This window comes from Ponticoccus litoralis (assembly GCF_039769985.1).
Classification (GTDB): domain Bacteria; phylum Pseudomonadota; class Alphaproteobacteria; order Rhodobacterales; family Rhodobacteraceae; genus Ponticoccus; species Ponticoccus litoralis.
The window spans coordinates 212954-235166 of the sequence record NZ_JBDNCH010000004.1 but is presented as its reverse complement, the minus strand read 5'-3'; the positions used below and the strand labels follow the sequence as shown (position 1 = coordinate 235166).

General features: G+C 67.0%; 20 protein-coding genes and 3 pseudogenes. 16 read left to right on the top strand and 7 right to left on the bottom strand.

Annotated elements, in window-relative coordinates:
- Positions 1-132: 132 nt before the first annotated feature.
- The gene (locus tag ABFB10_RS21775; protein ID WP_347168322.1) at positions 133-924 is read left to right on the top strand and encodes a helix-turn-helix transcriptional regulator; all 792 of its coding nucleotides are present in this window, start codon (positions 133-135) and stop codon (positions 922-924) included.
- A gap of 98 nt (positions 925-1022) precedes the next feature.
- Here the strand turns inward: ABFB10_RS21775 and ABFB10_RS21770 are convergent, their stop codons facing one another.
- Complete coding sequence (locus ABFB10_RS21770; RefSeq protein WP_347168321.1) at positions 1023-1370, bottom strand: MliC family protein; 348 nt, start codon at positions 1368-1370, stop codon at positions 1023-1025.
- 193 nt (positions 1371-1563) lie between these two features.
- Between ABFB10_RS21770 and ABFB10_RS21765 the strand changes: the two genes are divergently transcribed.
- The 12 genes and pseudogenes from ABFB10_RS21765 (at position 1564) to ABFB10_RS21710 (ending at position 13897) form a co-directional block, all read left to right on the top strand.
- A complete protein-coding gene (locus ABFB10_RS21765; protein WP_347168320.1) occupies positions 1564-1695 on the top strand; it encodes a hypothetical protein in 132 nt (43 codons plus the stop codon).
- Between the two features lie 10 nt (positions 1696-1705).
- On the top strand, positions 1706-2761 hold the full coding sequence (locus tag ABFB10_RS21760; protein ID WP_347168319.1) for a sigma-54-dependent transcriptional regulator: 1056 nt from the start codon (positions 1706-1708) through the stop codon (positions 2759-2761).
- Positions 2748-2924, top strand: a complete 177-nt coding sequence (locus ABFB10_RS21755; RefSeq protein ID WP_347168614.1) for a helix-turn-helix domain-containing protein — start codon at positions 2748-2750, stop codon at positions 2922-2924. Before ABFB10_RS21760 ends, ABFB10_RS21755 begins: the two co-directional genes overlap by 14 nt.
- Position 2925: 1 nt before the next feature.
- A complete protein-coding gene (locus tag ABFB10_RS21750) occupies positions 2926-4128 on the top strand; it encodes a methyl-accepting chemotaxis protein (protein ID WP_347168318.1) in 1203 nt (400 codons plus the stop codon).
- A 76-nt stretch (positions 4129-4204) separates the two neighbouring features.
- Positions 4205-4885, top strand: coding sequence for a sensor histidine kinase (locus ABFB10_RS21745; RefSeq protein WP_347168317.1), 681 nt, complete (start codon positions 4205-4207; stop codon positions 4883-4885).
- Positions 4886-5148: 263 nt separating this feature from the next.
- Positions 5149-7053: an OFA family MFS transporter gene (locus tag ABFB10_RS21740; protein WP_347168316.1), complete on the top strand. Its 1905-nt coding sequence runs from the start codon at positions 5149-5151 to the stop codon at positions 7051-7053.
- Positions 7011-7886 carry a LysR family transcriptional regulator gene (locus ABFB10_RS21735; protein WP_347168315.1) on the top strand — a complete coding sequence of 292 codons (876 nt, stop codon included), beginning with the start codon at positions 7011-7013 and terminating at the stop codon, positions 7884-7886. Before ABFB10_RS21740 ends, ABFB10_RS21735 begins: the two co-directional genes overlap by 43 nt.
- An 88-nt stretch (positions 7887-7974) precedes the next feature.
- A pseudogene (locus ABFB10_RS21730) lies at positions 7975-8452 on the top strand (formate dehydrogenase subunit gamma).
- Positions 8452-9958: pseudogene (locus ABFB10_RS21725) on the top strand (formate dehydrogenase beta subunit); the annotation flags it as partial. The pseudogenes ABFB10_RS21730 and ABFB10_RS21725, both read left to right, overlap by 1 nt.
- A gap of 12 nt (positions 9959-9970) precedes the next feature.
- Positions 9971-12892, top strand: a pseudogene (gene fdhF, locus ABFB10_RS21720) (formate dehydrogenase subunit alpha).
- On the top strand, positions 12889-13710 hold the full coding sequence (fdhD, locus tag ABFB10_RS21715) for a formate dehydrogenase accessory sulfurtransferase FdhD (RefSeq protein WP_347168314.1): 822 nt from the start codon (positions 12889-12891) through the stop codon (positions 13708-13710). Before fdhF ends, fdhD begins: the two are co-directional and overlap by 4 nt.
- The gene (locus ABFB10_RS21710; RefSeq protein WP_347168313.1) at positions 13700-13897 is read left to right on the top strand and encodes a formate dehydrogenase subunit delta; all 198 of its coding nucleotides are present in this window, start codon (positions 13700-13702) and stop codon (positions 13895-13897) included. Before fdhD ends, ABFB10_RS21710 begins: the two co-directional genes overlap by 11 nt.
- 268 nt (positions 13898-14165) lie before the next feature.
- Here ABFB10_RS21710 and hmgA read toward each other — a convergent pair whose 3' ends face one another.
- The 5 genes from hmgA to ABFB10_RS21685 are packed head-to-tail and all read right to left on the bottom strand — an operon-like array spanning position 14166 to position 18689.
- Complete coding sequence (hmgA, locus tag ABFB10_RS21705) at positions 14166-15521, bottom strand: homogentisate 1,2-dioxygenase (protein WP_347168312.1); 1356 nt, start codon at positions 15519-15521, stop codon at positions 14166-14168.
- A complete protein-coding gene (locus ABFB10_RS21700; RefSeq protein ID WP_347168311.1) occupies positions 15518-15865 on the bottom strand; it encodes a hypothetical protein in 348 nt (115 codons plus the stop codon). Before ABFB10_RS21700 ends, hmgA begins: the two co-directional genes overlap by 4 nt.
- 19 nt (positions 15866-15884) lie before the next feature.
- Complete coding sequence (locus tag ABFB10_RS21695; protein WP_347168310.1) at positions 15885-16076, bottom strand: DUF2783 domain-containing protein; 192 nt, start codon at positions 16074-16076, stop codon at positions 15885-15887.
- Between the two features lie 13 nt (positions 16077-16089).
- Positions 16090-17712, bottom strand: coding sequence for an FAD-dependent oxidoreductase (locus ABFB10_RS21690; RefSeq protein WP_347168309.1), 1623 nt, complete (start codon positions 17710-17712; stop codon positions 16090-16092).
- 26 nt (positions 17713-17738) lie between these two features.
- A complete protein-coding gene (locus ABFB10_RS21685) occupies positions 17739-18689 on the bottom strand; it encodes an MBL fold metallo-hydrolase (RefSeq protein WP_347168308.1) in 951 nt (316 codons plus the stop codon).
- Between the two features lie 127 nt (positions 18690-18816).
- On the opposite strand from ABFB10_RS21685, the gene ABFB10_RS21680 reads away from it, so the two are divergent.
- Positions 18817-19626: a MarR family winged helix-turn-helix transcriptional regulator gene (locus tag ABFB10_RS21680; RefSeq protein WP_347168307.1), complete on the top strand. Its 810-nt coding sequence runs from the start codon at positions 18817-18819 to the stop codon at positions 19624-19626.
- Between the two features lie 314 nt (positions 19627-19940).
- Here ABFB10_RS21680 and ABFB10_RS21675 read toward each other — a convergent pair whose 3' ends face one another.
- Positions 19941-20522, bottom strand: coding sequence for a helix-turn-helix domain-containing protein (locus ABFB10_RS21675; protein ID WP_347168306.1), 582 nt, complete (start codon positions 20520-20522; stop codon positions 19941-19943).
- A gap of 467 nt (positions 20523-20989) precedes the next feature.
- Here ABFB10_RS21675 and ABFB10_RS21670 point away from each other — a divergent pair, with 467 nt between their 5' ends.
- Complete coding sequence (locus ABFB10_RS21670) at positions 20990-21640, top strand: ABC transporter substrate-binding protein (RefSeq protein WP_347168305.1); 651 nt, start codon at positions 20990-20992, stop codon at positions 21638-21640.
- Positions 21641-21680: 40 nt separating this feature from the next.
- A complete protein-coding gene (locus tag ABFB10_RS21665; RefSeq protein WP_430523064.1) occupies positions 21681-22208 on the top strand; it encodes an ABC transporter substrate-binding protein in 528 nt (175 codons plus the stop codon).
- The last annotated feature ends 5 nt before the right edge of the window (positions 22209-22213 follow it).

The following is a 22213-nucleotide window of genomic DNA, read 5'->3' as shown; positions in this document are numbered from 1 at the left end:
AAGAGCCTTTGCGATTATCACTTTGGTGCGATCGTACGTGACCGATCCGCACGTCACCCTGACGTTGAACAGTTGTCCCCTCGGAGCTCAACTGGTAGTTCTGCCAGTCGCGCGACGAGCCGCCGGCGCTACATGGTGCGGCGCCTGACGGCAGGCGTGGTATTTTTTTCTGTCCGTATCGTATGGGGTTACAGTGTTATGTTGCCGAAGTTATCAAAGGCGGTCTGCGGTCTTTCAGCGGCTGCAGACATGGCGGAACTTGGGACTGCCATGGCGAGCGCGGCGCAAGAGCTGGGCTTCGTTTCCTTCAACATCACCATCGACAAGCGGCATGCTGTCGAGTTGATGGAAGAGCCGCTGCTGACCACCTGGTCCAGAGAGGATCTGCTTGCCTATTCTAGGGATGACTGGGCCGCAAAGGATCCGCTTTTGCAAAGTGCGGTGCAAAGGGAGACGCCGTTCCTTTGGTCCGCGGAGGGGTGGCGCAACAGCGGCCATTGCGAATATTCCGAGTATCTCGCGCTCAACGGTATCGCGGGGGGCGCAACGGTTCCTCTTGGGGGCGGGCCGGGCAAGCTGGGCGCGATGACGTTTCTGGCCGTCTCGGATGACGCCCTGACCGCCGATAGCCTGCATGCCACGAACGTTCTGGCGCTTTTCGCGCTGGCCCGGGTCCAGGTTCTGCGCGAAGGGATCACCCTGCAAAGCCGCGCGCCCGACCCGCTGCAGTCGTTGTCCAGACGGCAGGTGGATATCCTGCACTGGGTTGCGGAGGGCAAGACGAACCGGGAGATCGCGGTGATCATGGGCAGCACGCTGAGCACGATCAATTACCACCTCGAACAGATCAGGCAGAAGCTGGGCGTGTCCAACCGCACCAGTGCCGCGGCACTCTACAAGGGTGTCGGCGCGCCGAGGGGGTAGGCCGCTCGCGGTAAGAGGCCGCGGCGGACAGGGGAACTGGGCCGCGGTCCGGAGCGACAGGGCCCCCGGGCCCTGCGCCGCGCCTCATCGGCCCCGTTCTACGGATTGTCTGCGGTGCAGTGCAGCAGGGCGTCGTCCTGCATCACGTCGCCCAGTGTGGCCGTCTCGCCCTTTGTCCACCATTCGTATTGCCCGGACACGTAGCGCGCGCCCGAGGCGGAGACCACGTTGACGAAGACGCGCCGGACACCGTCCACGGGCACCAGCGCCAGCGCGTCGCTGTCCGAGGTGAGATACTGCACGTCGAAGGGTTGCGCCGCGTCGCATGTGTAACCCTGCGTATGCATGGTCATGTCCTCGGACCCGAGGTTCAGCGTAACCGAGACCTCCGCCGATGCGGCAGAGGCGCATGCCAAAGAAATCGCAAGAATTGATCCAAAACGCATAAGGCATCCTCTCGTCCGGTGCGGTGCGTCCCTTTGCGGGCCGCTGCTGGTGGACCCCGACCGTATCGCGCCGTGGGCCGACAGGAAAGGCCACAAGGCGGCTGCGGCGCATCCGTCGCGAAGCGGCTTGAGGTTGACCCGCGGGCATGGTCTCTCTCTGCGCGATGTGCCGCACGCGGTCAGGAGGAGCCAGATGCCCAGTTTGAACGAAGTCGCCGCCGGAGAGGGGCTGGCCGAAGCGCGGATTCTGGTTGTCGACGACGAACCGGGCATGCGCCATTTCCTGACCAAGACCCTGCGGTACGCTCTGCGCGGCGGTCGATGAGGCCGAGGATGTGGTCACCGCGACCGAGCGCCTTGGCGCAAGGCACTACGACGTGATGATCCTCGACAACATGATGCCCGGCCAGAAAGGCATCGACTGGCTGGTCAACCAGCAGCGCGAGGGCGGCACGACGGATACGATCCTGATCACCGCCTATGCCGACCTGCAAACCGCCATCGACGCGTTGCGGGCGGGGGCCACCGACTTCGTGCTGAAGCCGTTCCGCTCGAACCAGATCATCAACGCGCTCAGGCGCTGCATCGAGATGGCCCGGCTGCGGCGGGAAAACTGGTTGCTGCGCCGCGAACTGGAAAATGCGCTGCCGGGGCGGCGGCGGCGGCGCGAGCTGGTGGGCAACTCTCCGGCCATCGAAACGGTGAAGGCGCTGCTGGACCGGGTGGCGCAGGTTTCGACGCCGGTGCTGATCACCGGCCAGTCGGGAAGCGGCAAGGAGGTGGCGGCGCGGCACCTGCATGCGCGTTCGTCGCGGGCGGGCGGACCCTTCGTTCCGATCCAGTGCGGCACCATCCCGAACGACATGATCGAGCTGGAGCTTTTCGGCCATGCCGCCGGGGTGGTGCCGGGGGCGGTGGGCAGCCGCGAGGGGCTGCTTGCCTCCGCCGGGGGCGGCACGGTCTTCCTGGACGAGGTCAGCGAGCTTGGCCCCGGCGCCCAGCGGGCGCTGTTGCGGGTGCTGGAGGACGGGGTGATCCGCCCGGTCGGGACCGAGCGGGCGGTGCAGCTTGACGTGCGTTTCGTGATGTCGACGACCCGTCCTTTGCGCGCGGAGGTCGAGGCGGGGCGTTTTCGCGAGGATCTGCTGTTTCGGATCAACGTGATCGAGGTCGAGATGGCGCGGCTGAGCGACCGTGGCAATGACGTCTGCGATCTGGCGGAACTCTTCCTGCAGGAGATCGCCGAAACCATGCAGATTACGCCGCCGGAGCTGACCGCCCCGGTCCGCGCGGCCCTGCTGCGGCACGACTGGCCCGGCAATATCCGCGAGCTGCGCAACTTTATCGAACGTTCGCTGATATTCGTACCGTTTCCAGCTGGAAACGCTTGACGCCGACGAAGAGACCCGCGCGATCACATCGCTGGAGAACCTCGAGCGGCGGGAAATCCTGCGGGCGCTGGACCTGCTGGGCGGCAACCGCAGCGAGGCGGCGCGCCAGCTTGGGATCTCGCGCAAGACCATCGACCGGAAATGCGCCGCACTGGGCCTGTGATATGCGTTCGCTGTTCACCTCCGTCCGCATGCGGCTTCTGGTGCTTGCGCTCCTGCCGATGCTGGTGCTGTTGCCCCTGCTGCTGGGCGGCGCCGTCTGGCGCTGGTCGGGCAAGGTCGATGCGCTGCTGGTCAACAAGGTCACGGGCGACCTGACGATCGCCGACCAGTACCTGGCCCGGCTCGTCGACCGCTCGGGCGAGCGGGTCGACGCCGTGGCCCGCTCTGCCGTGTTCCGCGACGCGCTGAGCGAGGGCACCACCGAGGCCTTCCTTGACAGCGAGCGGCAGCGGCTGGGGCTGGATTTTCTCTACCTTGCGGCGGGCGAGGGCGCGCCGCTGGGCTTTGCGGCGGCAGACTGGCCGGTGATCGCCGAGGCCATCGAAGGCCGCGCCAGAAGCGCGGTCGACATTTTCAGCGCGCGCGAACTGGATGCCGTGAACCCGGATCTGCCGGGCCGGGCGCAGATCCCGCTGGTGCCCACCCGCGCCGCCGTTCCGACCGACCGGGATGCGGAAACGCGCGGGATGGTGATCCATTCCGCGGCGCCCGCGACCCTGCCCGGCGGCGCGCCGGGGGCGCTGGTCGGGGGCCTGCTGCTGAACAGCAACCTCGATTTCATCGACACCATCAACGCCCTTGTCTACCGCGAACAAAGCCTGCCGCAGGGCTCTCAGGGCACCGCGACGCTGTTTCTGGAGGATGTGCGCGTCTCGACCAACGTGCGCCTGTTCGAAAACGTCCGCGCGCTGGGGACACGGGTTTCGGCAGAGGTGCGCGCGCAGGTGCTGGGCGAGGGCCGCACATGGCTGGACAGCGCCTTTGTCGTCAACGACTGGTATGTCTCGGCCTACGAGCCCATCGTCGACAGCCGGGGTGACCGGGTGGGCATGCTTTACGTCGGGTTCCTAGAGGCGCCCTTCGTGCAGGCCAAGCGCAACTCGATTGCCGCGCTCATCGTGGCCTTCCTGCTGATCGCGGCGCTTTCGGTGCCGGTCTTCCTGCGGTGGGCCGGGCATATCTTCCGGCCACTCGAACACATGACCCGCACCATCGCCCGCGTCGAACAGGGCGACCTTTCGGCCCGCAACGGGACGCGGTCCGAGGCCGGGGAAATCGCCCGAGGTCGCGGCGCATCTCGATCACCTGCTGGACCAGCTTCAGGCCCGGGACCGGGCCCTGCGGGACTGGGCGGAAAGCCTTGAAACTCGGGTCGAGCAGCGCACCGCCGACCTGCGCGATGCCAACCGGCGGCTGGAGCGCACGACGGAACGGCTGATCATGTCGGAAAAGCTTGCCGCGGTGGGCGAGATCACCGCCTCGGTCGCGCATGAGATCAACAACCCGGTGGCGGTGATCCGGGGCAACCTGGACCTCGCCCGGAACGAGCTGGGCGCCGCCGCCGATCTGGTGCACGAAGAGTTCCGGCTGATCGACGATCAGGTTTACCGGATTGGCGTCATCGTCTCGAAACTGCTGCAATTCGCCCGACCGGAAGAATTCTCGGGCGCCGCAGACGCGCTGGATCCGGGCGAGGTCGTGCGCGATTGCCTCGTGCTGACCCGGCACCAGCTGGAGGGCGCGGGCATCACGCCACAGCTGGCGCTGGAGCCCACGCCGGCGGTGCGGATCTCGCGGACCGAGCTGCAGCAGGTCATCGTCAACCTGCTGCTGAATGCCGCCCACGCCATGCCCGACGGCGGAACGCTGACCATTGCGGTCTCGGGCGCGGGTGATACCGTGCACCTCGTGATACAGGACGAGGGTGTCGGCATGCCGCCAGAGGTGCTGGCCCGCATCTTCGACCCGTTCTACACGACCAAGCTGGCCCGGGGCACCGGGCTTGGCCTGTCGATCAGCCAGCAGCTGGTGTCGCAGGCCGGTGGCCAGATCTCCGCCAGTTCCGAACCCGGAAAGGGCAGCCGCTTCGAGATTTCCCTGCCCGCGGTCGATCCGGCGTGAATGGACAGAATGTCTCAATCCTTGGCGGTTACCCCGCGCGGGCTGGACGGATTGTCCCGATTGCCTGCGATTCAACCCTTGTCCGGAAGACAAGCTGTCCGGCTAAGTAATTGATAACTATGTAAAAATTTCTTGACAGCAAGCGCCCCTCGGCCTTTGCTCCGGCTGCGGCATGCCAGCGCATGCTGCTCGGGGGGCTGCGAAAAGGAGGTCGCTCTTCCCGGTTGCGCGCCAAGGCAAACCAAACCTAGGGAGGACAATCCATGAGCAACGCAGCTGGCGGGGCGCTGGGGTTTCTGTACAAGAGCCACATCGTCGCCAAACCCGGATACAACCGCTGGCGGGTTCCGCCGGCATCCATCGCCATTCACCTTTGCATCGGGTCGGTCTACGCATGGTCGGTCTTCAACCCGCCGCTGACCCGTGAGCTGGGCGTTGTCGCCTCTTCCGCCGAGGACTGGAGCCTCAGCTCGGTGGTCTGGATCTTCTCGGTCGCCATCGTGTTTCTCGGTCTCGCGGCGGCCTTCGCAGGCAAGTGGCTCGAAGAGGTCGGCCCGCGCATGGTCGGCGTGGTTGCGGCCTTCCTCTGGGGCGGCGGCTTCATCATCGGCTCTTTCGGGATCGCCACGCATCAGCTCTGGATGCTTTACCTCGGCTACGGGGTGCTGGGCGGCTGCGGGCTGGGTCTTGGCTACGTCTCGCCGGTCTCGACCCTGATCCGCTGGTTCCCCGACCGACGGGGCATGGCCACCGGCATGGCGATCATGGGCTTTGGCGGCGGCGCGATGATCGCCGCGCCGGTCAAGGGCTGGCTGCTCGACATCTTCGAGCGCGCGCCCGAGTACCTTGGCACCTCCGAGGCCGTGCAGACGGTGGTCGACGGCGGCAGGCTCTTTGCCGAAACCGCTGCCGGGCGCGTCGAGGTGGTGATCGCCAACGCCGCACAGGCGGCGGAACTGGGCGGCGCGGCGGGCGTCTACGTTGTCGGCACCGGCAGCACCGGCGCCGCCGGGGTCTTCCTGACGCTGGGGATCGTCTACTTCATCGTGATGATGATCGCCGCCTTCCAGTACCGCGTGCCCGCACCCGACTGGAAGCCCGAGGGCTGGCAGCCCAAGCCCGCCGCAAAAGGCATGGTAAGCGACAACCACGTCCACATCGACCAGGCGCTGAAGACCCCGCAGTTCTGGCAGCTCTGGGTCATGCTCTGCTTCAACGTGACCGCCGGGATCGGCGTGATCGGCGTGGCCAAGACCATGATGACGGAGATTTTCGGCTCGGTCATGCCGCTGGTCGTGACAGCCGCCTTCGCCTCGACCTACGTGCTGATGATTTCGGTCTTCAACATGGTGGGCCGGTTCTTCTGGGCCTCGACCTCGGATTACATCGGGCGCAAGGCGACTTACATGTGCTTCTTCGTGCTGGGCACGCTGCTGTACCTGTCGATCCCCTACTTCGCCAGCGCCGTGGCGACCAATCCGTCGCTGATCTACCTGGTCGGCTTCTACGCCGCGACGATGATCATCTTTTCGATGTATGGCGGCGGCTTCGCCACGATCCCGGCCTACCTGGCCGACATGTTCGGCACCATGCATGTGGGCGGCATCCACGGGCGGCTTCTGACCGCATGGTCCACGGCAGGCGTGCTGGGGCCGCTGGCGATCACCTCGCTGCGCCAGATGTCGGTGACCAGCGCCATCGAGGATCTTGCCGGAAAGGTCGATCCGGCCACCTTTGCCGAGACCTTCGGCGCACCGCTGACGCAGCTTGAACAGCTTGTCGCGGCCAAGACGGTGACCATCGCGCGGCTGATGGAAATCGCGCCCGCTGGCACGATCGACCCGACCCCGTCGCTGTACAACACGACCATGTACTGCATGGCGGCGCTGCTGGTGGTGGCCTTCTTCGCCAACCTCTTCATGCGTACCGGTGAAAGAGCATCACCACCACGACGAGCCCGAGCTTCAGGCGGTTCCCGGCGAGTGATGCACCGCCCGGGGCGCGCCATCGCGGCGGCGCGCCCCGGGCTTGATCGGGCGACGGATCTGCGGCAACTCCTATCGGAACGCCGATTCGGGATCGAAAATACCTATCATGCTCGACAAACTGGAAATGTTCATCGCGCTTGCGCGCGAGCGGCACTTCGGTACGCGCCGCCGAGAGCCTGAACCTCTCGCAACCCACGCTTTCGGCGAATATCAAGCAGCTCGAGGAGATCCTCGGCACGCAACTGGTGTTTCGCGGCTCGCGCTTCGGCGGGCTGACGCCCGAGGGTCAGAGCGCCCTGAGCTGGGCCCGCCGGATCGTCGCGGACTCGCGGCAGATGCGCGACGAGCTGCGCGCGAAGCGGCACGGGCTGGCGGGCGAAGTCCGGCTTGCGGTGATCCCCACGGCCCTGACCTGGGCGGCCAACCTCTCGTCCGAATTCAGCAAGACGCATCCGCGTGTGCGCTTCACCATCCTGTCGCGCACCTCGCGCGAAATCCTTGCCATGCTGGAGAACTTCGAGGTGGATGCGGGCATCTCCTACCTCGACAACGAACCGCTGGGCCGGGTCGACACGCTGCCGATCTACCGCGAGGATTACATGGCGGTCTGCGGCACCGGCCATCCGCTGGCGCAGGGCAAGCGCGCCTGCTGGGCCGATCTCGACGGTATCCCGCTGGCGCTGCTGACCCCGGACATGCAGAATCGCCGAATCGTCGACCAGCGTCTTGCCGAGGCCGGCGCGAGGGCGGGCCCCTGCATCGAGTCCAATTCCATCGTCGTCCTCATCGCCAGCGCGCTGGCGGGCAAGTGCGTGGCGATCCTGCCCACCGACATGGCCCGCTTCCCGGCCACCGGCCATGACCTGGTGCTGCTGCCGCTCGACGCGCGCGGGACCGGGCACAGCGTCGGGCTGATCCTGCCGCACCGCGACCCGCGCACGCCGGTGCTGGAGGCGCTCAACCTCAAGGCCGAGGTGCTTGCCCGCGACGGGCAGCGGCTTCCGGGCGCTTGATCGGAAACCCAAATCGCTCCACGGGACAGCTTTATTGATCCGCGTCCTCCCGGCATCCGATGGTATGCGAAACGGAGGACGCATAGCCATGCACACAGCCATGCCCGATTCTTTCGCCGAAGAAATCGGCGGGATCATCACCGAGTACGCGCAGCTTGAAGGGCCGCTGCTGCCCATGCTTCACGCGATTCAGGAAGCCTGCGGCTGCGTACCCGCCGAGGCCCATGCCCCGATCTGCGAGGCGCTGAACATCAGCCGCGCCGAGCTGCACGGGGTGATCTCTTTCTACCACGATTTCCGCGATGCCCCCACCGGGCGGCACGTGCTGAAGATCTGCCGCGCCGAAGCCTGCCAGTCGGTCGGTGGCGTGGCGCTGGGTGAGGCGGTGCTGGAAAAGCTGGGCACCGGCTGGGGCGGCACCACCGCCTCCGGCGCGGTGACGGTAGAGCCGGTCTATTGCCTTGGCCTTTGTGCCTGCGGCCCGGCGGCCATGCTCGACGGCAAGGTGATCGAGCCGCGCGGACGCGGGCAAGATCGATGCCCTTCTGGCGGAGGCAGGCGCATGATGCATATTCGCGTTCCGATGGACAGCGCCGCCAAGGCGCTGGGGGCTGACGACGTGGTCCGCGCGCTGGAAAGCGCCGCCGAGGCCGCCGGGGTAGAGGTCACCGTGACGCGCACCGGCTCGCGCGGGATGGTCTGGCTGGAGCCGCTGGTCGAGGTCGAGATCGACGGGGTGCGCCACGGCTACGGCCCGGCACTGCCGAGCGATGCCGCCGCGATCCTCGACGGCTCTTCCTCCAAGGCGCTCGGCCCGGTCGAAGAGCTTGACTGGATGAAGCGCCAGACCCGCCTGACCTTCGCCCGCTGCGGCGTGATCGACCCGCTTTCGCTGGCAGAATACGAGGCCCATGGCGGCCTTGTCGGTCTGCGCCGGGCCGCCGCGATGAGCGGGCAGGAGATCGTCGAGGAAGTGAAGGCTTCGGGTCTGCGCGGCCGCGGCGGTGCGGGCTTTCCGACCGGTATCAAGTGGCAGACGGTTCACGATGCGGAAGGCCCGCAGAAATACATCGTCTGCAACGCCGACGAGGGCGACAGCGGCACCTTTGCCGACCGGATGATCATGGAAGGCGACCCCTTCTCGCTGATCGAGGGCATGGCCATCGCGGGCCTCGGCGTCGGTGCCACGCGCGGCTACGTCTACCTGCGCTCGGAATATCCCGATGCCATCGCGGTGATGCGCCGGGCGGTGGAGCTCGCCCGCGCGGGCGGCGTTCTGGGGGCCGATGTGCTGGGGTCTGGCCGAGGCCTTCGACATGGAGATCCGCGAAGGCGCGGGGGCCTATGTCTGCGGCGAGGAAACCTCGCTTCTGAACTCGCTGGAGGGCAAGCGCGGCGTGGTCCGCGCCAAGCCGCCGCTGCCCGCGCTGGAGGGCTTCCTCGGGCGCCCGACGGTGGTGAACAACGTCATCAGCCCGGCCACCGTGCCGGTGATCCTTGAAAAGGGCGCGCAGCATTACGCGGACTTCGGCCTTGGTCGGTCGCGCGGCACGGTCACGCTTCAGATCGCTGGGAACGTGGCGCGCGGCGGTTTGTTCGAAACCGCCTTCGGGCTCAGCCTCGGCGAGGCGGTCAACGAGATCGGCGGCGGCACCGCCTCGGGGCGCCCGGTCAAGGCGGTTCAGGTGGGCGGCCCGCTGGGCGCCTATATGCCGGTCGAGAAATTCGACACGCCGCTGGGCTACGAGGAATTCGACGCGGCGGGCGGGCTGATCGGCCATGCCGGTCTGGTGGTCTTCGACGACAGCGCCGACATGCTGGCCATGGCCCGCTTCGCCATGGAATTCTGCGCGGTCGAAAGCTGCGGCAAGTGCACGCCCTGCCGGATCGGTTCGATCCGCGGTGTCGAAACGCTTGACCGCATCGCCGCCGGAGACCCCTCGGCCCTGCCGCTGCTGGAAGACCTCTGCGAGACCATGAAGGACGGCTCGCTCTGCGCCCTCGGCGGCTTCACCCCCTATCCGGTAATGTCGGCGGTCCGCCACTTTGCCGACGATTTCCGCGACCTCGAAGGAGGCAGCCCAATGAAAGACTTCATCATCCCGTGGAACGACGCCGACATGGGCACCCCCGCCCGGCAGGGCGCGCCGGTCACCCTGTCCATCGACGGCTTCGCCGTCACCGTGCCCGAGGGCACCTCGGTGATGCGCGCCGCCGCCGAGGCCGGGATTTCCGTGCCCAAGCTCTGCGCCACCGACAGCGTCGAGGCCTTCGGCTCCTGCCGGCTTTGCGTGGTCGAGATCGAGGGGCGGCGCGGCACGCCCGCCTCCTGCACCACGCCGGTGGCCGAGGGCATGGTCGTCAACACCCAGTCCTCCAAGGTCCGCAAGATCCGCAAGGGCGTGATGGAGCTTTACATCTCGGACCACCCGCTTGACTGCCTGACCTGCTCGGCCAACGGCGATTGCGAATTGCAGGACATGGCCGGGGCCGTGGGCCTGCGCGGCATGCGCTACGAGTCGGGCGAAAACCACTACGCCCCCTCGCTGGCCGGAATGCTGTCCAAGGGCGACCGCCGGGCCCGGCAGCCCGAGGGCGAGGCCAACCCGCATTACATCCCGGTCGACGACAGCAACCCCTATTTCACCTACGACCCCTCCAAGTGCATCGTCTGCTCGCGCTGCGTGCGGGCCTGCGAAGAGGTGCAGGGCACCTTCGCGCTGACCATCGAGGGCAGGGGCTTCGACAGCCGGGTTTCGGCGGGCGGTCCGCTGGACAACTTCCGGCCTCGGACTGCGTCAGCTGCGGCGCCTGCGTGCAGGCCTGCCCGACCGCGACGCTGCAAGAAAAGTCGGTGGCCGAGATGGGCACGCCCGACCGCTCGGTGGTGACGACCTGCGCCTATTGCGGTGTCGGCTGCTCGTTCAAGGCCGAGCTTCAGGGCGACGAACTGGTGCGCATGGTGCCGTGGAAGCACGGCAAGGCCAACCGTGGCCACTCTTGCGTGAAGGGGCGCTTCGCCTATGGCTACACCAGCCACAAGGACCGCATCCTGAACCCGATGATCCGCGACAGCGTCAATGACCCCTGGCAGGAAGTGTCCTGGGAAGAGGCGCTGAGCTTCGCCGCCAAGCGGATGCGCGGGCTGCAGGAGAAATACGGCCAGAAGTCCATCGGCGTCATCACCTCCAGCCGCTGCACCAACGAGGAAACCTTCCTTGTGCAAAAGCTGGCCCGCGCGGTCTTCGGCAACAACAACACCGATACCTGCGCCCGGGTCTGCCACTCGCCCACCGGTTACGGGCTGGGCCAGACCTATGGCACCTCTGCCGGGACGCAGGACTTCGACTCGGTCGAGCAGACCGACGTCGTGGTGGTGATCGGCGCCAACCCGACCGACGGCCACCCGGTCTTCGCCTCGCGGCTGAAGAAGCGGCTGCGCGCCGGGGCCAAGCTGATCGTGATCGATCCGCGCCGCATCGACCTGGTGAAATCGGCCCATATCCGAGGCGGCCCACCACCTGCCGCTGAAGCCGGGCACCAATGTCGCCGTGGTTTCCGCGCTGGCGCATGTGATCGTCACCGAAAAGCTCTACGACGAGGCCTTCATCCGCAGCCGCTGCGACTGGGAGGAATTCGCCGAATACGTCGACTTCATCTCGGCCGAACGCCACAGCCCCGAGGCCACCGAGGCGCTGACCGGCGTGCCCGCCGAGACCCTGCGCGCCGCGGCCCGCACCTATGCCGGCGGCGGCAACGGGGCCATCTACTACGGCCTCGGCGTGACCGAGCACAGCCGAGGGCTCGACCACCGTCATGGGCATCGCCAACCTCGCCATGCTGACCGGCAACGTCAGTACGTCCCGGTGTGGGGGTGAACCCGCTGCGCGGTCAGAACAACGTGCAGGGCAGCTGCGACATGGGCAGCTTCCCGCACGAGCTGCCGGGCTACCGGCATGTGAAGGGCGCCGAGGTGCGCGATGTGTTCAAGCAGGCCTGGGGCGTCGAGATCGACCCCGAGCCGGGGCTGCGCATCCCCAACATGCTGGACGCCGCCGTGGATGGCACCTTCAAGGGCCTCTACTGCCAGTGGCGAGGACATCCTGCAATCGGACCCGGACACCAAGCATGTGGTCGCCGGGCTGGCAGCGATGGAATGCGTCATCGTGCATGACCTCTTCCTGAACGAGACGGCGAACTACGCCCATGTCTTCCTGCCCGGCTCCAGCTTCTCGGAGAAGGACGGCACCTTCACCAATGCCGAACGCCGCATCAACCGCGTGCGCGAGGTGATGAAGCCGCGCAACGGCTATGCCGACTGGGAGGTGACGCAGCTTCTGGCCAATGCCATGGGCGCGGGCTGGCACTACACCCACCCGGCCCAGATCATGGAAGAGATCGCCGCGACAACGCCCAGCTTTGCCGGGGTGGATTATGCCCTGCTCGAAGAGAAGGGCTCGGTGCAATGGCCCTGCAACGAGGCCAATCCCGACGGCACGCCGCTGATGCATGTGGACGGTTTCGTGCGCGGCAAGGGGCGGTTCATGATCACCGAATACGTCGCCACCGACGAAAAGACCGGGCCGCGCTTCCCGCTGCTGCTGACCACCGGGCGCATCCTGTCGCAGTACAACGTCGGCGCGCAGACGCGGCGCACCGCCAACAGCGTCTGGCACGAGGCAGACGTGCTGGAGGTGCACCCGCATGACGCCGAGAACCGGGGCCTGAAGGATGGCGACTGGGTCAAGCTGGCCTCGCGGTCCGGTGAAACCACGCTGCGGGTGAAAATCACCGACCGGGTCAGCCCCGGCGTGGTCTACACCACCTTCCACCACCCCGACACGCAGGCGAACGTGATCACCACCGACTTCTCGGACTGGGCCACCAACTGCCCGGAATACAAGGTGACGGCGGTGCAGGTCAGCCCGTCGAACGGGCCGACCGACTGGCAGGAGGACTATGCCGCGCAGGCCGCCCGCTCGCGGCGCATCGAGGCGGCGGAATGAGCGGTTTGCGTGCCTTCACCAGCGCCGCCGGGGCAGCCTATCGGGCGGAGGGCCGCACAGCGGTCCACCGCAACTTGCCCGAAGAACTGCCGCTGGCGGTGGTCTGCAACGGCTCCAGCTTTGCGGTGATGATGGCCACGCCCGAGGATGTAGAGGACTTCGCACTGGGGTTTCTCTACACCGAAGGGGTGATCGCCGGGCCAGACGAGGTTGAGCGCCTCGAGGTGGTGCGGCATCCGCAGGGTCTGGAGGCGCGGCTCTGGCTGCGCGAGGACCGGGCCGAGGCGCTGGCCGCCCGCCGCCGGGCGATGGCCGGACCGGTGGGCTGCGGGCTGTGCGGGATCGAGAGCCTTGAGGCCGCCGCCCGCGCGGTGCCCGTCGTGCACTCGGACGCGCGTTTCACCGCCGCCGAGGTGGGCAAGGCCACCGAGGCGCTGCGCGCCTGCCAGCCGCTGCACGACCGCACCCGCGCCACCCATGCGGCGGGCTTCCTGCGCCCCGGCGCGGGCATCGTGATGGCGCGTGAGGATGTCGGGCGCCACAACGCGCTCGACAAGCTGATCGGTGCGCTGCTGCGGGCCCGGATCTCGCCCGCGGAGGGCGCCTTCGTCATGACCTCGCGGCTGTCGCTGGAACTGGTGCAGAAATGCGCCGTCGCCGGTGCGCCCGCGATGATCGCCGTCTCTGCCCCGACCGCCTCGGCCCTGCGGCTTGCCGATGCGGCGGGCATTTCCCTTGTCGCCTTTGCGCGCGGCACGGGTTTCGATATCTACACCCACCCCGACCGCATTGCCGAGGAGGCCTGTCATGTCGCCTGAAAAGATGGTCCACATGGCCAATCAGATCGCCACGTTCTTCAAGACCCAGCCCGGTGCCGAAGCCTCTGACAAGGTGGCCGAACACATCCGCGACTTCTGGGAACCCCGGATGCGGGCGCAGCTGAGGGGGTATGTGGGGCAGGGGGAAGCGGCCTCGATCCGGTTGTCCTCAAGGCCTCCGAGCTGATCTGAACGCCGTCATGGCAGGGCCGGGGACAGGCGTCCGCCAGCGGCCCTGTCGCCGCTGCCCTGCAACCCCATGCGCGGCGGCAGAGCCTTGCCCCTGCCACCGCCAACCCGGCGCGGCGTCGATCATGGCCCGCGCGGCGGGCTTCCCGGACCCGACGTCTGGGCGCACTGCCAAGGGTTCGGGGACCGGCGCATAGCCGATCCCCTGCCAGACCGGCGCCCTTCCGAGCCGGCAAGCGGTCGTCTCGCGCCGGTTGACGCAGGCGTCACTTCAGCCCCGGGGTGCCGTCGAACTTCTTTTCGAGATCGTCCCAGCAGTCGATGTAATCGTCCTGCAACGGCGCCTCTTTCCCGGCGAACTCGGTCAGGTGCTGGGGGAAGCGGGTCTCGAACATGAAGGACATGGTATTGTCCAGCTTGCCGGGCTTCAGCTCGGCGTTCGACGCGCCCTCGAAGGCGTTCTTGTCCGGTCCGTGCGGCAGCATCATGTTGTGCAGCGACATGCCGCCGGGGACGAAGCCCTGCGGCTTGGCATCGTACTGGCCGTAGATGTTGCCCATCAGCTCGGACATGATGTTCTTGTGGTACCACGGCGGGCGGAAGGTGTTTTCCGCCACCATCCAGCGCTCGCGGAACAGCACGAAGTCGATATTGGCGGTGCCGGGGACGCCCGAGGGCGCGGTCAGAACCGTGAAGATCGACGGGTCCGGGTGGTCGAAGAGGATCGCGCCGACGGGGCAATAGTCGCGCAGGTCGTATTTCACCGGCGCGTAATTGCCATGCCAGGCCACCACGTCCAGCGGCGAATGCCCGATGGCGCAGCGGTGGAACTGCCCGCACCACTTGATCGTGACGGTGCTTGGCGCGTCGCGGTCCTCGAAGGCGGCCACGGGGGCCTTGAAGTCGCGCGGGTTGGCCATGCAGTTGGCGCCGATCGGGCCACGGCCGGGCAGTTCGAACTTCTGGCCGTAGTTCTCGCAGACAAAGCCGCGCGCCGGGCCCTCCAGAACCTCGACCCGATAGACCAGCCCGCGCGGGATCACGGCGATCTCCTTCGGCTCCAGGTCGATGATGCCCAGTTCCGTGGCAAAGCGCAGCCGACCTTCCTGCGGCACCACCAGCAACTCGCTGTCGGCGCTGAAGAAGTAGTCGTCCGTCATGCTTTCGGTGACCAGGTAGATATGGCTGGCCATGCCAATCTGCGTGTTCACGTCGCCGGCGGTGGTCATCGTCCGCATCCCGGTGATCCAGGTCAGCGCCGCGTCGCCATGCGGCACCGGATCCCAGCGATACTGGCCCAGGGAGGTCACGTCCTCGACCACGTTCGGGGCCGATTTCCAATAGGGCACGTCAATGCGTTGATACCGGCTGGAATGCTTGACCGAGGGCCGGATGCGGTAACACCAGGTCCGTTCGTTCTGGTGGCTTGGCGCGGTGAAGGCGGTGCCCGACAGCTGTTCGCCGTAAAGGCCGTAGTTGCATTTCTGCGGGCTGTTCATGCCCTGCGGCAGGGCGCCGGGCAGGGCTTCGGTCTCGAAGTCATTGCCGAACCCCGGCATGTAGCCGGGCGTTGTCGTGCGACCGTCGGCCTGGATTAGACCCCTGGGTTCCATATCGTTCATGACGCGGTGTCCTTTGTGCAGCAATGCCGCGCGCGGGGGCGGTTCTCCGCCGCGCGCGGGGTGGTTCCTCTGGCCCTGTCCGGCCCCTCGGCCTGCGGCCCCGGGGCCTGTGTCGGCGCCTGCGCGGCGCGCGACCGGCCCACGGGCATCCCCGGTCCGACCCAGCCCATGCGCCTGACCGTGGCGGCCTGCCCGCCGCCCGGCGCGGCGGCATCGGCAGAGGGCACGCGGCCCTCGTCAAGGGTCAGGCAGCGATCCCCCTTCGGCCCCTGAGCATAGCACGCGAGGGTCTCACTGGCATCCTTGCCGCGCCTGGCCTCGTGGTTGACCGTCCCGATCGTCACGCGCGCTCTCCCGGGGCTTTCAGCGCTCTGCGGCGAGGGCCGTGGCCTCGTCCAGCACCTCTGCGTCACCGATATGGTTGGCCAGGATCAGGACCAGCCGGGCATTGATCGCGTCGCATTCCGCCTTGGTCTTGCCCTCGTGCACAGCAAGCAACCTTGCGTAGAAATCGTCCGGGTTCGAGATGTTCGGGTCGAGGGTCAGCTTGGCCATCTCGGGTCTCCTCTCAGGCGCGTCCGGTTGCGGTGTCGACGGCCCTGCGCAGGGCGGCGGCGTCGTAGCGGTCCCAGCGCGCGGCGATATGCTGGTCCGGGCGTATCAGGTAGACGGCGGATGTGGCCCCGCCCAGATAGCGCTGCGCCAGCTCCGGGTTGTCCCGGGCCGAAAGCGCGACCCGGGTGACGGTGATGCCGTCCACGTCAAGGCTGTCGGGGGCCTCGGCGTCGATGGTCAGCAGCTGGAACGCACCGCCGAACAGTCCCAGAAGCCAGCCGTCGCCCAGCGGGGCATCGACCATCGGCGCGCCGACGCGGGTGCGTTCGGGTCCGCCATCCAGCGCATCCGGTCCGTTCAGGGACAACCCGTCGTAGACACAGGGCACCGACAGACGACCGGAATTGACAAGCGGGCGGGCAAAGGCGGCCTTTCCGGCCAGCGTCAGAACCGCATCGCGGAAGACCTTGCTGATCTCGGATTTCGGGGTGATGAAATCGGTCGACCGGGTCGAGTTCAGGATATTTTCATCGGCGCCATGGACCCGTTCCTCGGAATAGCTGTCCAGCAGCGTCTGCGGCGCCTTCCCGGTGATCACCAGCCCCAGCTTCCAGCCGAGGTTGTCGGCATCCTGCATCCCGGAATTGGCCCCCCGCGCGCCGAAGGGCGAGACCTGATGCGCCGCGTCCCCGGCAAAGAAGAGCCGCCCGTGGCGAAAGCGCTCCATGCGCTTGCACTGGAAGGTGTAGATCGAGGACCACACCATGTCATAGTCGACCTCCGGGCCGAGGAAGGCGTTCAGGCGGCGGCGGACATTCTGCTCTTTCATCTCTTCCTTGCGGTCCACGTCCCAGCCGATCTGGAAGTCGACGCGCCAGACATCGTCGGGTTGCTTGTGCAACAGGACCGAGGCGCCCTGACCGTGGCTGGGTTCGAACCAGAACCACCGTTCGGTCGGGAACTTCATGTCGCCCTTCAGCCTGATATCGGCGATCAGAAAGCTGTCCTGAAAGACCTTCCCGGTAAAGCCGTATCCCAGCATGGTGCGCAGCGGCGAGTTTGCACCGTCGCAGGCCACCACCCAATCCGCCTCTATCCTGTAGGGGCCGTCCGGCGTCATCACGTCCAGACCGATGTGATCCTCCTTGACCTCGACCGCGTCCACGCGGGTCTTGCCGCGCAGCTGGATCGGCGCGCCCTCGGCCTGCAGGGCCCGCAGCCTGTCGATCATGAAGCCTTCGAAATAGGGCTGCTGAAGGTTGATGAAGGCCGGGTACTTGTGGCCCTGTTCCGGCAACAGGTTGAACTCGAACACCTTGTCGTCGCGATGGAAGACCTTGCCGAGGTTCCAGACCACGCCCTTTTCCAGCATCGGCTCGCCGCAGCCGTAGCGGTCGGCGATTTCAAGGCTGCGCTTGGCGAAACAGATCGCCCGGCTGCCGGTGCCGATCCCCTCGTGGTCGTCCAGCACGAGCACCGGAATGCCCTGCTGGCCAAGGTCGAGCGCGGTGGCAAGGCCAACCGGCCCGCCGCCGACCACCACCACGGGATGGCGGACGGCCTCGGCCCTGTCCTGATCGGTCGAGCGCTCGTAGGGATAGACCTTGTGAGCGACTGTATACCTGTCTGCGAACATCTTTCGGCCCCCTCCCCAAAGCGCCCTCAGCCCTGCAGGGCCTCCCACATCTCCAGATCCCGTTGCGCGGTCCAGATGCGCGGGGTGTCGATGCCCCGGGCCTCATCGAAGGCGCGCGCGACGTTGAAGGGCAGGCAATGCTCGTAGATCGCGTAGTCGCTGAACTTGGGGTCGCAGCTTTCGCGGACCGCGTCCCATGCGTCTTTCAGCGTGCCGCCCCGCGCGGCGACCTGTCTGGCCGGGCGGTAGGTGCTTTCGACAAAATCCCGGGTGTTTTCCAGCGCCGCGTCGACCATTTCGCGCCCGACAAGCGCGTCGCCGCGTCCCGGGGCGATGAACTGGGGGTCGTAGGCCTTGACCGCGTCCAGCGTCTTGCCCCAATCCTCGAAATGGCCGTCGCCGCAATAGCAGGCCGAGTGGTATTCGACGATGTCGCCGGTGAACATGGTCTGCGCGTCGGGCACCCAGATCACGCTGTCGCCCGCCGTATGGGCCCGGCCAATCTGCTTGATCTCGACCTTGCGGTTGCCAAGGTAAACGGTCATCGAGTCCGAAAACGTGGTCGTTGGCCAGGTCAGGCCGGGAATACTCTCGTGGCCCTCGAAAAGCCGGGGGAACCGCTGGAATTCGCTGTCCCAGTCCTCTTGCCCACGCTCGACCACCATGGCGCGGGCCTTGTCGGACATGATGATCTGATTGGCCCCGAAGGCCGAGGCGCCCAGCACCCGGACGGCGTGGTAATGGGTCAGCACAACATGGCTGATCGGCTTGTCGGTGACCGAGCGGACGCATTCGATGACCTTGTTGGCCAGCCGGGGCGTGGCCTGAGCCTCGACGATCATGACGCTGTCGTCACCGATGATGACACCCGAGTTCGGATCGCCCTCGGCGGTGAAGGCATAAAGCCCCTCGCCAATCTCGGAGAACGAGATCTGTTTCTCGCCGGTGTCGCCCTGCGACGCGAATGCCTTTGCCATGTTCGTTCCTTCCGTGGTTCCGTCAGCGCCGCCTCGGGGGCGGAGCATTGCGCCCGCGCGCAGCGGCGACGGGCGTGTTGGTAAGCGGGCCGGTCCCCGTTCCCCGGCGCGACCGGGGCAGCTTGGCATGGCCCCGGATATCTGCCGCTGCGCCAAACAGCGCGGAACTCGTCGCGGCTGGGGCGTCTTGCCCTGCAGCGATGCCGCGACCGGGGTTTCCTGCGACGCGTTCGATTGTCAGGCCGCCACGGTCTTCGCGGCGCTTGATCGTCCTGACAGTCCCGATGGCCACGTTCCGCCTTCCATCATCCTGAATGCATCCCTGTTTGCGGCGCAACCCCCGCAACGAGGCAGCAGAGTCATTGCGCGCGAAACGATTTGGTTTATCATTGCGGATGCAACGAAAGTCAAGATCATTTCGAGCGCAACGAAGTGGGTGCCAGAAGATATGCCGTCACAGTTCCACCTTTCCGCCTTCCTGCCCTACCGGCTTTCCGTGCTGTCGGACCGTGTCAGCCGCCGCCTGTCGGTCGAGTACGAACGAACCCACGGCCTTTCGGTCGCGGAATGGCGGGTGCTGGTGCATCTGGCCCGATGCGGCAGCGTTTCGGTGCGCGACATCCACAACTGCGTGAACCTCGAAAAACCCGGGGTCAGCCGGGCGGTCAGCAGGCTGGAGCAGAACGGTCTGGTGCGGAAGGCCCCGGGCAAGGGCGATGGACGGCTGGTCGCGATTTCCCTGACGCCCGCCGGGCAGGCGGTGCTGGCCGACATCATCCCTGCCGCGAAATCGGTCGAAGCCAGCATATGCGACGCGGTCGACCCGGCAGACCTGAGAACCTTCTTCCGGGTCATGGAGCAGATGCACGCGGCCCTTGATGCGGATGCCGCCGCCAGACCGCGGTCGCGGATGGATGTCGACGGCCTCGATACCTGATCCACCCGCGCGGCTTTCGCTTCGGATCGGCCAGCCCGCCGGCGCAGGGCCACCTGGCCGAGGCCGCCCTTGCCGGACATGCACGGCATCGGCGCCCGATCCTCTCGGCGCCGCCGCAGAGCCGCGGACCCCGGGCGCGGCGGACAGCGGTGTGCGGATCTGCGCCTGCAAGAGCAGCAGGTTCCCGGCGCAGAGGGGCTGGTCCAAAATCGCCATTGCGCCGAATGCTCCTGGGCACAGGGGCCGCATTCTCGGCCAGGCGCGCCTTGCGTCAGCGGTCCGCCGGGCATTTGCCTCGGCGCCCCTGTGCCGCTCTATGGCCAGGCTGCGAAGGACTGTGGCTCGATGCTGTTCTTGCGGCGGAAGGATCTGCGGAAGGCACCGGGGTTCTGACCCGTCTCCCGCCTGAAAAACCGCGTGAAATAGGCCGGATCGCTGTATCCGAGACGGAAGGCGATCTGGGAAACCGGCATCCCGGTGTTGGCCAGCAGCTCCATCGCGTCCCGCACCAGCAGCCGGTGCAGATAGGCGCGCGGGGAAAGGCCCGTTGCACGCTTGACCGCCGACCCAAGCCGGTTTCGGCTGACCTGAAGGTCGCGGGCATAGGCGTCGACGGACAGATGATCGCGGACGCGCCGCGCGGCCATCAGGACAAAGCGCTCCGACAGGCCCTGCGGTGCGCCGCCAAGGTGGACGAGATCCCTGCGCGCCAGCCTCCAGAGTTGCAGCAACAGCAGGGCAAGGTAGTTGGCGGCGGCGATATCGGCGCCGGGTTCGTCGGCCTGGCGTTCCCGCATGAACCCGGTCAACAGCTCTTCCATGTGTTCGGGAAGCTCCGGCGATAGGTTCAGATCCTGAGACAGGGTGCGCTGCATCTGCGCGCCGATCGGCGTCACGGGAAGGACCTGCCTGAGGGTCGCCTCCGGGATCGTGACCAGGGTGCCGCGCGCCCCGATTTCGGCTCGTCAACTCGTGCTTTTCATCGTCGGTCCACCACAGCAGGCGCGGACCCGTACGCATGTCTTCGGCATTGCGCAGGCGCACGGTGCCGTACTCCAGCCACAACAGGTGCGAAGCCCGCGGCGGCAGGGTGAAGGCAATGCGCGACAGGGGGCTGCGGATCTGGTGCAGCCCGGTGGTTGGTCGGCGCGTGGCGATGGGTCTGTGGGGGATCGGCATGGTGCCGCGATGCTGGGCCGAAACAGTCCGAATAACAAGCACCAGTGCAAGAGATCGCCCCGCCAGTGCATTTAAGTCGGTGCTGTTGGGGGGCTAGGATGTCTTTCGACCTCGATGAGCCGCGTCAGACGGCTGTATCGGCGGAGAACGGGCCGGCGGAGGACTGGCCGAAAGGGAGGCAATAATGATCGGTATTTCGCGGCGCGCATCCCTGCGCGCACTTTCTCTCGGCGTGACGTCCGTGGCGGCACTGGCGGTCGGGATCGCCATGGCGCAGGACGACACGGTGACCATCGGCTATGCGGTGGCACGGACCGGGCCGAATGCGACCGGCGCCGGGATCACGACGATCCCGAATTACGAGCTCTGGGTCGATACGGTGAACAAGGCCGGCGGGCTCAAGATGCCCGATGGATCCCGGAAGATGATCGAAGTGGTCGAATACGACAACCGCTCGGCCAACGAGGACCTGGTGCGCGCCATCGAACGGCTGGCCTCGCAGGACGAGGTCGACCTGATCCTGCCGCCCTGGGGCACCGGCCCCAACCTGGCGATCGCGCCGCTGATGGCGCGTTTCGGCTACCCGCAGCTTGCGGTGTCCGCGGTGACCGACAAGGCACCGGACTTTGCCGCACGCTGGGACCGGAGCTTCTGGATGCTGGGCGGCGGGCATGACTACGCCGCCGGGCTGGTCGAGGTGCTGACAACGGCACGCGACGCAGGCCAGATCAACGACAAGGTCGCGGTCGTCTCGGTCGCCGACGGGTTCGGCATCGATCTGATCAAGGGCGCGCGCCCGGCCTTCGAGGCGGCTCGGTTTCGAGCTGGTCTATGACGCGACCTACCCGCTGGGCACCTCGGATTTCGCCGCGATCATGAGCGAGGCGCAGAATTCCGGCGCCGACAGCTTCATAGCGTTTTCCTACCCGCCGGGGTCCTTCGGGATGACCAAGACGGCGCAGACGATGGGCTACAATCCGAAGGTCTTCTACATCTCGGTCGGCGGCGCGTTCCCGATCTATCCGGGCGTCGCGGACGGCAAGGCCGAGGGCGTCATGGCCATCGGCGGCGTGGATGCGGACAGCCCGGCGATCCAGGCGTATTTCGAGCGCCACGCCGCCTTCGTCGGCAACCCGCCGGACAGCTGGGCCTCGGCCATCACCTATGCCTCGCTCGAAATGCTGGAGCAGGCGGTCGAGCGTGTCGGGCTCGATCACGAGGCCCTGGCCGGAGAGCTTTCCACCGGCACCTTCGACACCGTGGTGGGTGACGTGACGCTGGAGGACAACCAGCTGCGCGACCTCTGGTGGGTCGGGCAGTGGCAGGGCGGGGCCTTCCGCGCCGTGAACCCCGCCGACAAGCAGGGCGCCGCCGCGCCCATCGTGCCCAAGCCCGAATGGTAATGCGC

Bases quoted from the DNA above. Each gene is read 5' to 3' on its own strand.
- hmgA (WP_347168312.1), bottom strand. From the start codon at position 15,521: ATGAACGATATGGAACCCAGGGGTCTAATCCAGGCCGACGGTCGCACG.
- ABFB10_RS21710 (WP_347168313.1), top strand. From the start codon at position 13,700: ATGTCGCCTGAAAAGATGGTCCACATGGCCAATCAGATCGCCACGTTC.
- ABFB10_RS21690 (WP_347168309.1), bottom strand. From the start codon at position 17,712: ATGTTCGCAGACAGGTATACAGTCGCTCACAAGGTCTATCCCTACGAG.
- ABFB10_RS21670 (WP_347168305.1), top strand. From the start codon at position 20,990: ATGATCGGTATTTCGCGGCGCGCATCCCTGCGCGCACTTTCTCTCGGC.
- ABFB10_RS21685 (WP_347168308.1), bottom strand. From the start codon at position 18,689: ATGGCAAAGGCATTCGCGTCGCAGGGCGACACCGGCGAGAAACAGATC.
- ABFB10_RS21775 (WP_347168322.1), top strand. From the start codon at position 133: ATGGTGCGGCGCCTGACGGCAGGCGTGGTATTTTTTTCTGTCCGTATC.
- ABFB10_RS21695 (WP_347168310.1), bottom strand. From the start codon at position 16,076: ATGGCCAAGCTGACCCTCGACCCGAACATCTCGAACCCGGACGATTTC.
- ABFB10_RS21770 (WP_347168321.1), bottom strand. From the start codon at position 1,370: ATGCGTTTTGGATCAATTCTTGCGATTTCTTTGGCATGCGCCTCTGCC.
- ABFB10_RS21750 (WP_347168318.1), top strand. From the start codon at position 2,926: ATGCGTTCGCTGTTCACCTCCGTCCGCATGCGGCTTCTGGTGCTTGCG.
- fdhD (WP_347168314.1), top strand. From the start codon at position 12,889: ATGAGCGGTTTGCGTGCCTTCACCAGCGCCGCCGGGGCAGCCTATCGG.
- ABFB10_RS21665 (WP_430523064.1), top strand. From the start codon at position 21,681: ATGAGCGAGGCGCAGAATTCCGGCGCCGACAGCTTCATAGCGTTTTCC.
- ABFB10_RS21745 (WP_347168317.1), top strand. From the start codon at position 4,205: ATGTCGGAAAAGCTTGCCGCGGTGGGCGAGATCACCGCCTCGGTCGCG.
- ABFB10_RS21680 (WP_347168307.1), top strand. From the start codon at position 18,817: ATGGCCCCGGATATCTGCCGCTGCGCCAAACAGCGCGGAACTCGTCGC.
- ABFB10_RS21740 (WP_347168316.1), top strand. From the start codon at position 5,149: ATGAGCAACGCAGCTGGCGGGGCGCTGGGGTTTCTGTACAAGAGCCAC.
- ABFB10_RS21765 (WP_347168320.1), top strand. From the start codon at position 1,564: ATGCCCAGTTTGAACGAAGTCGCCGCCGGAGAGGGGCTGGCCGAAGCG.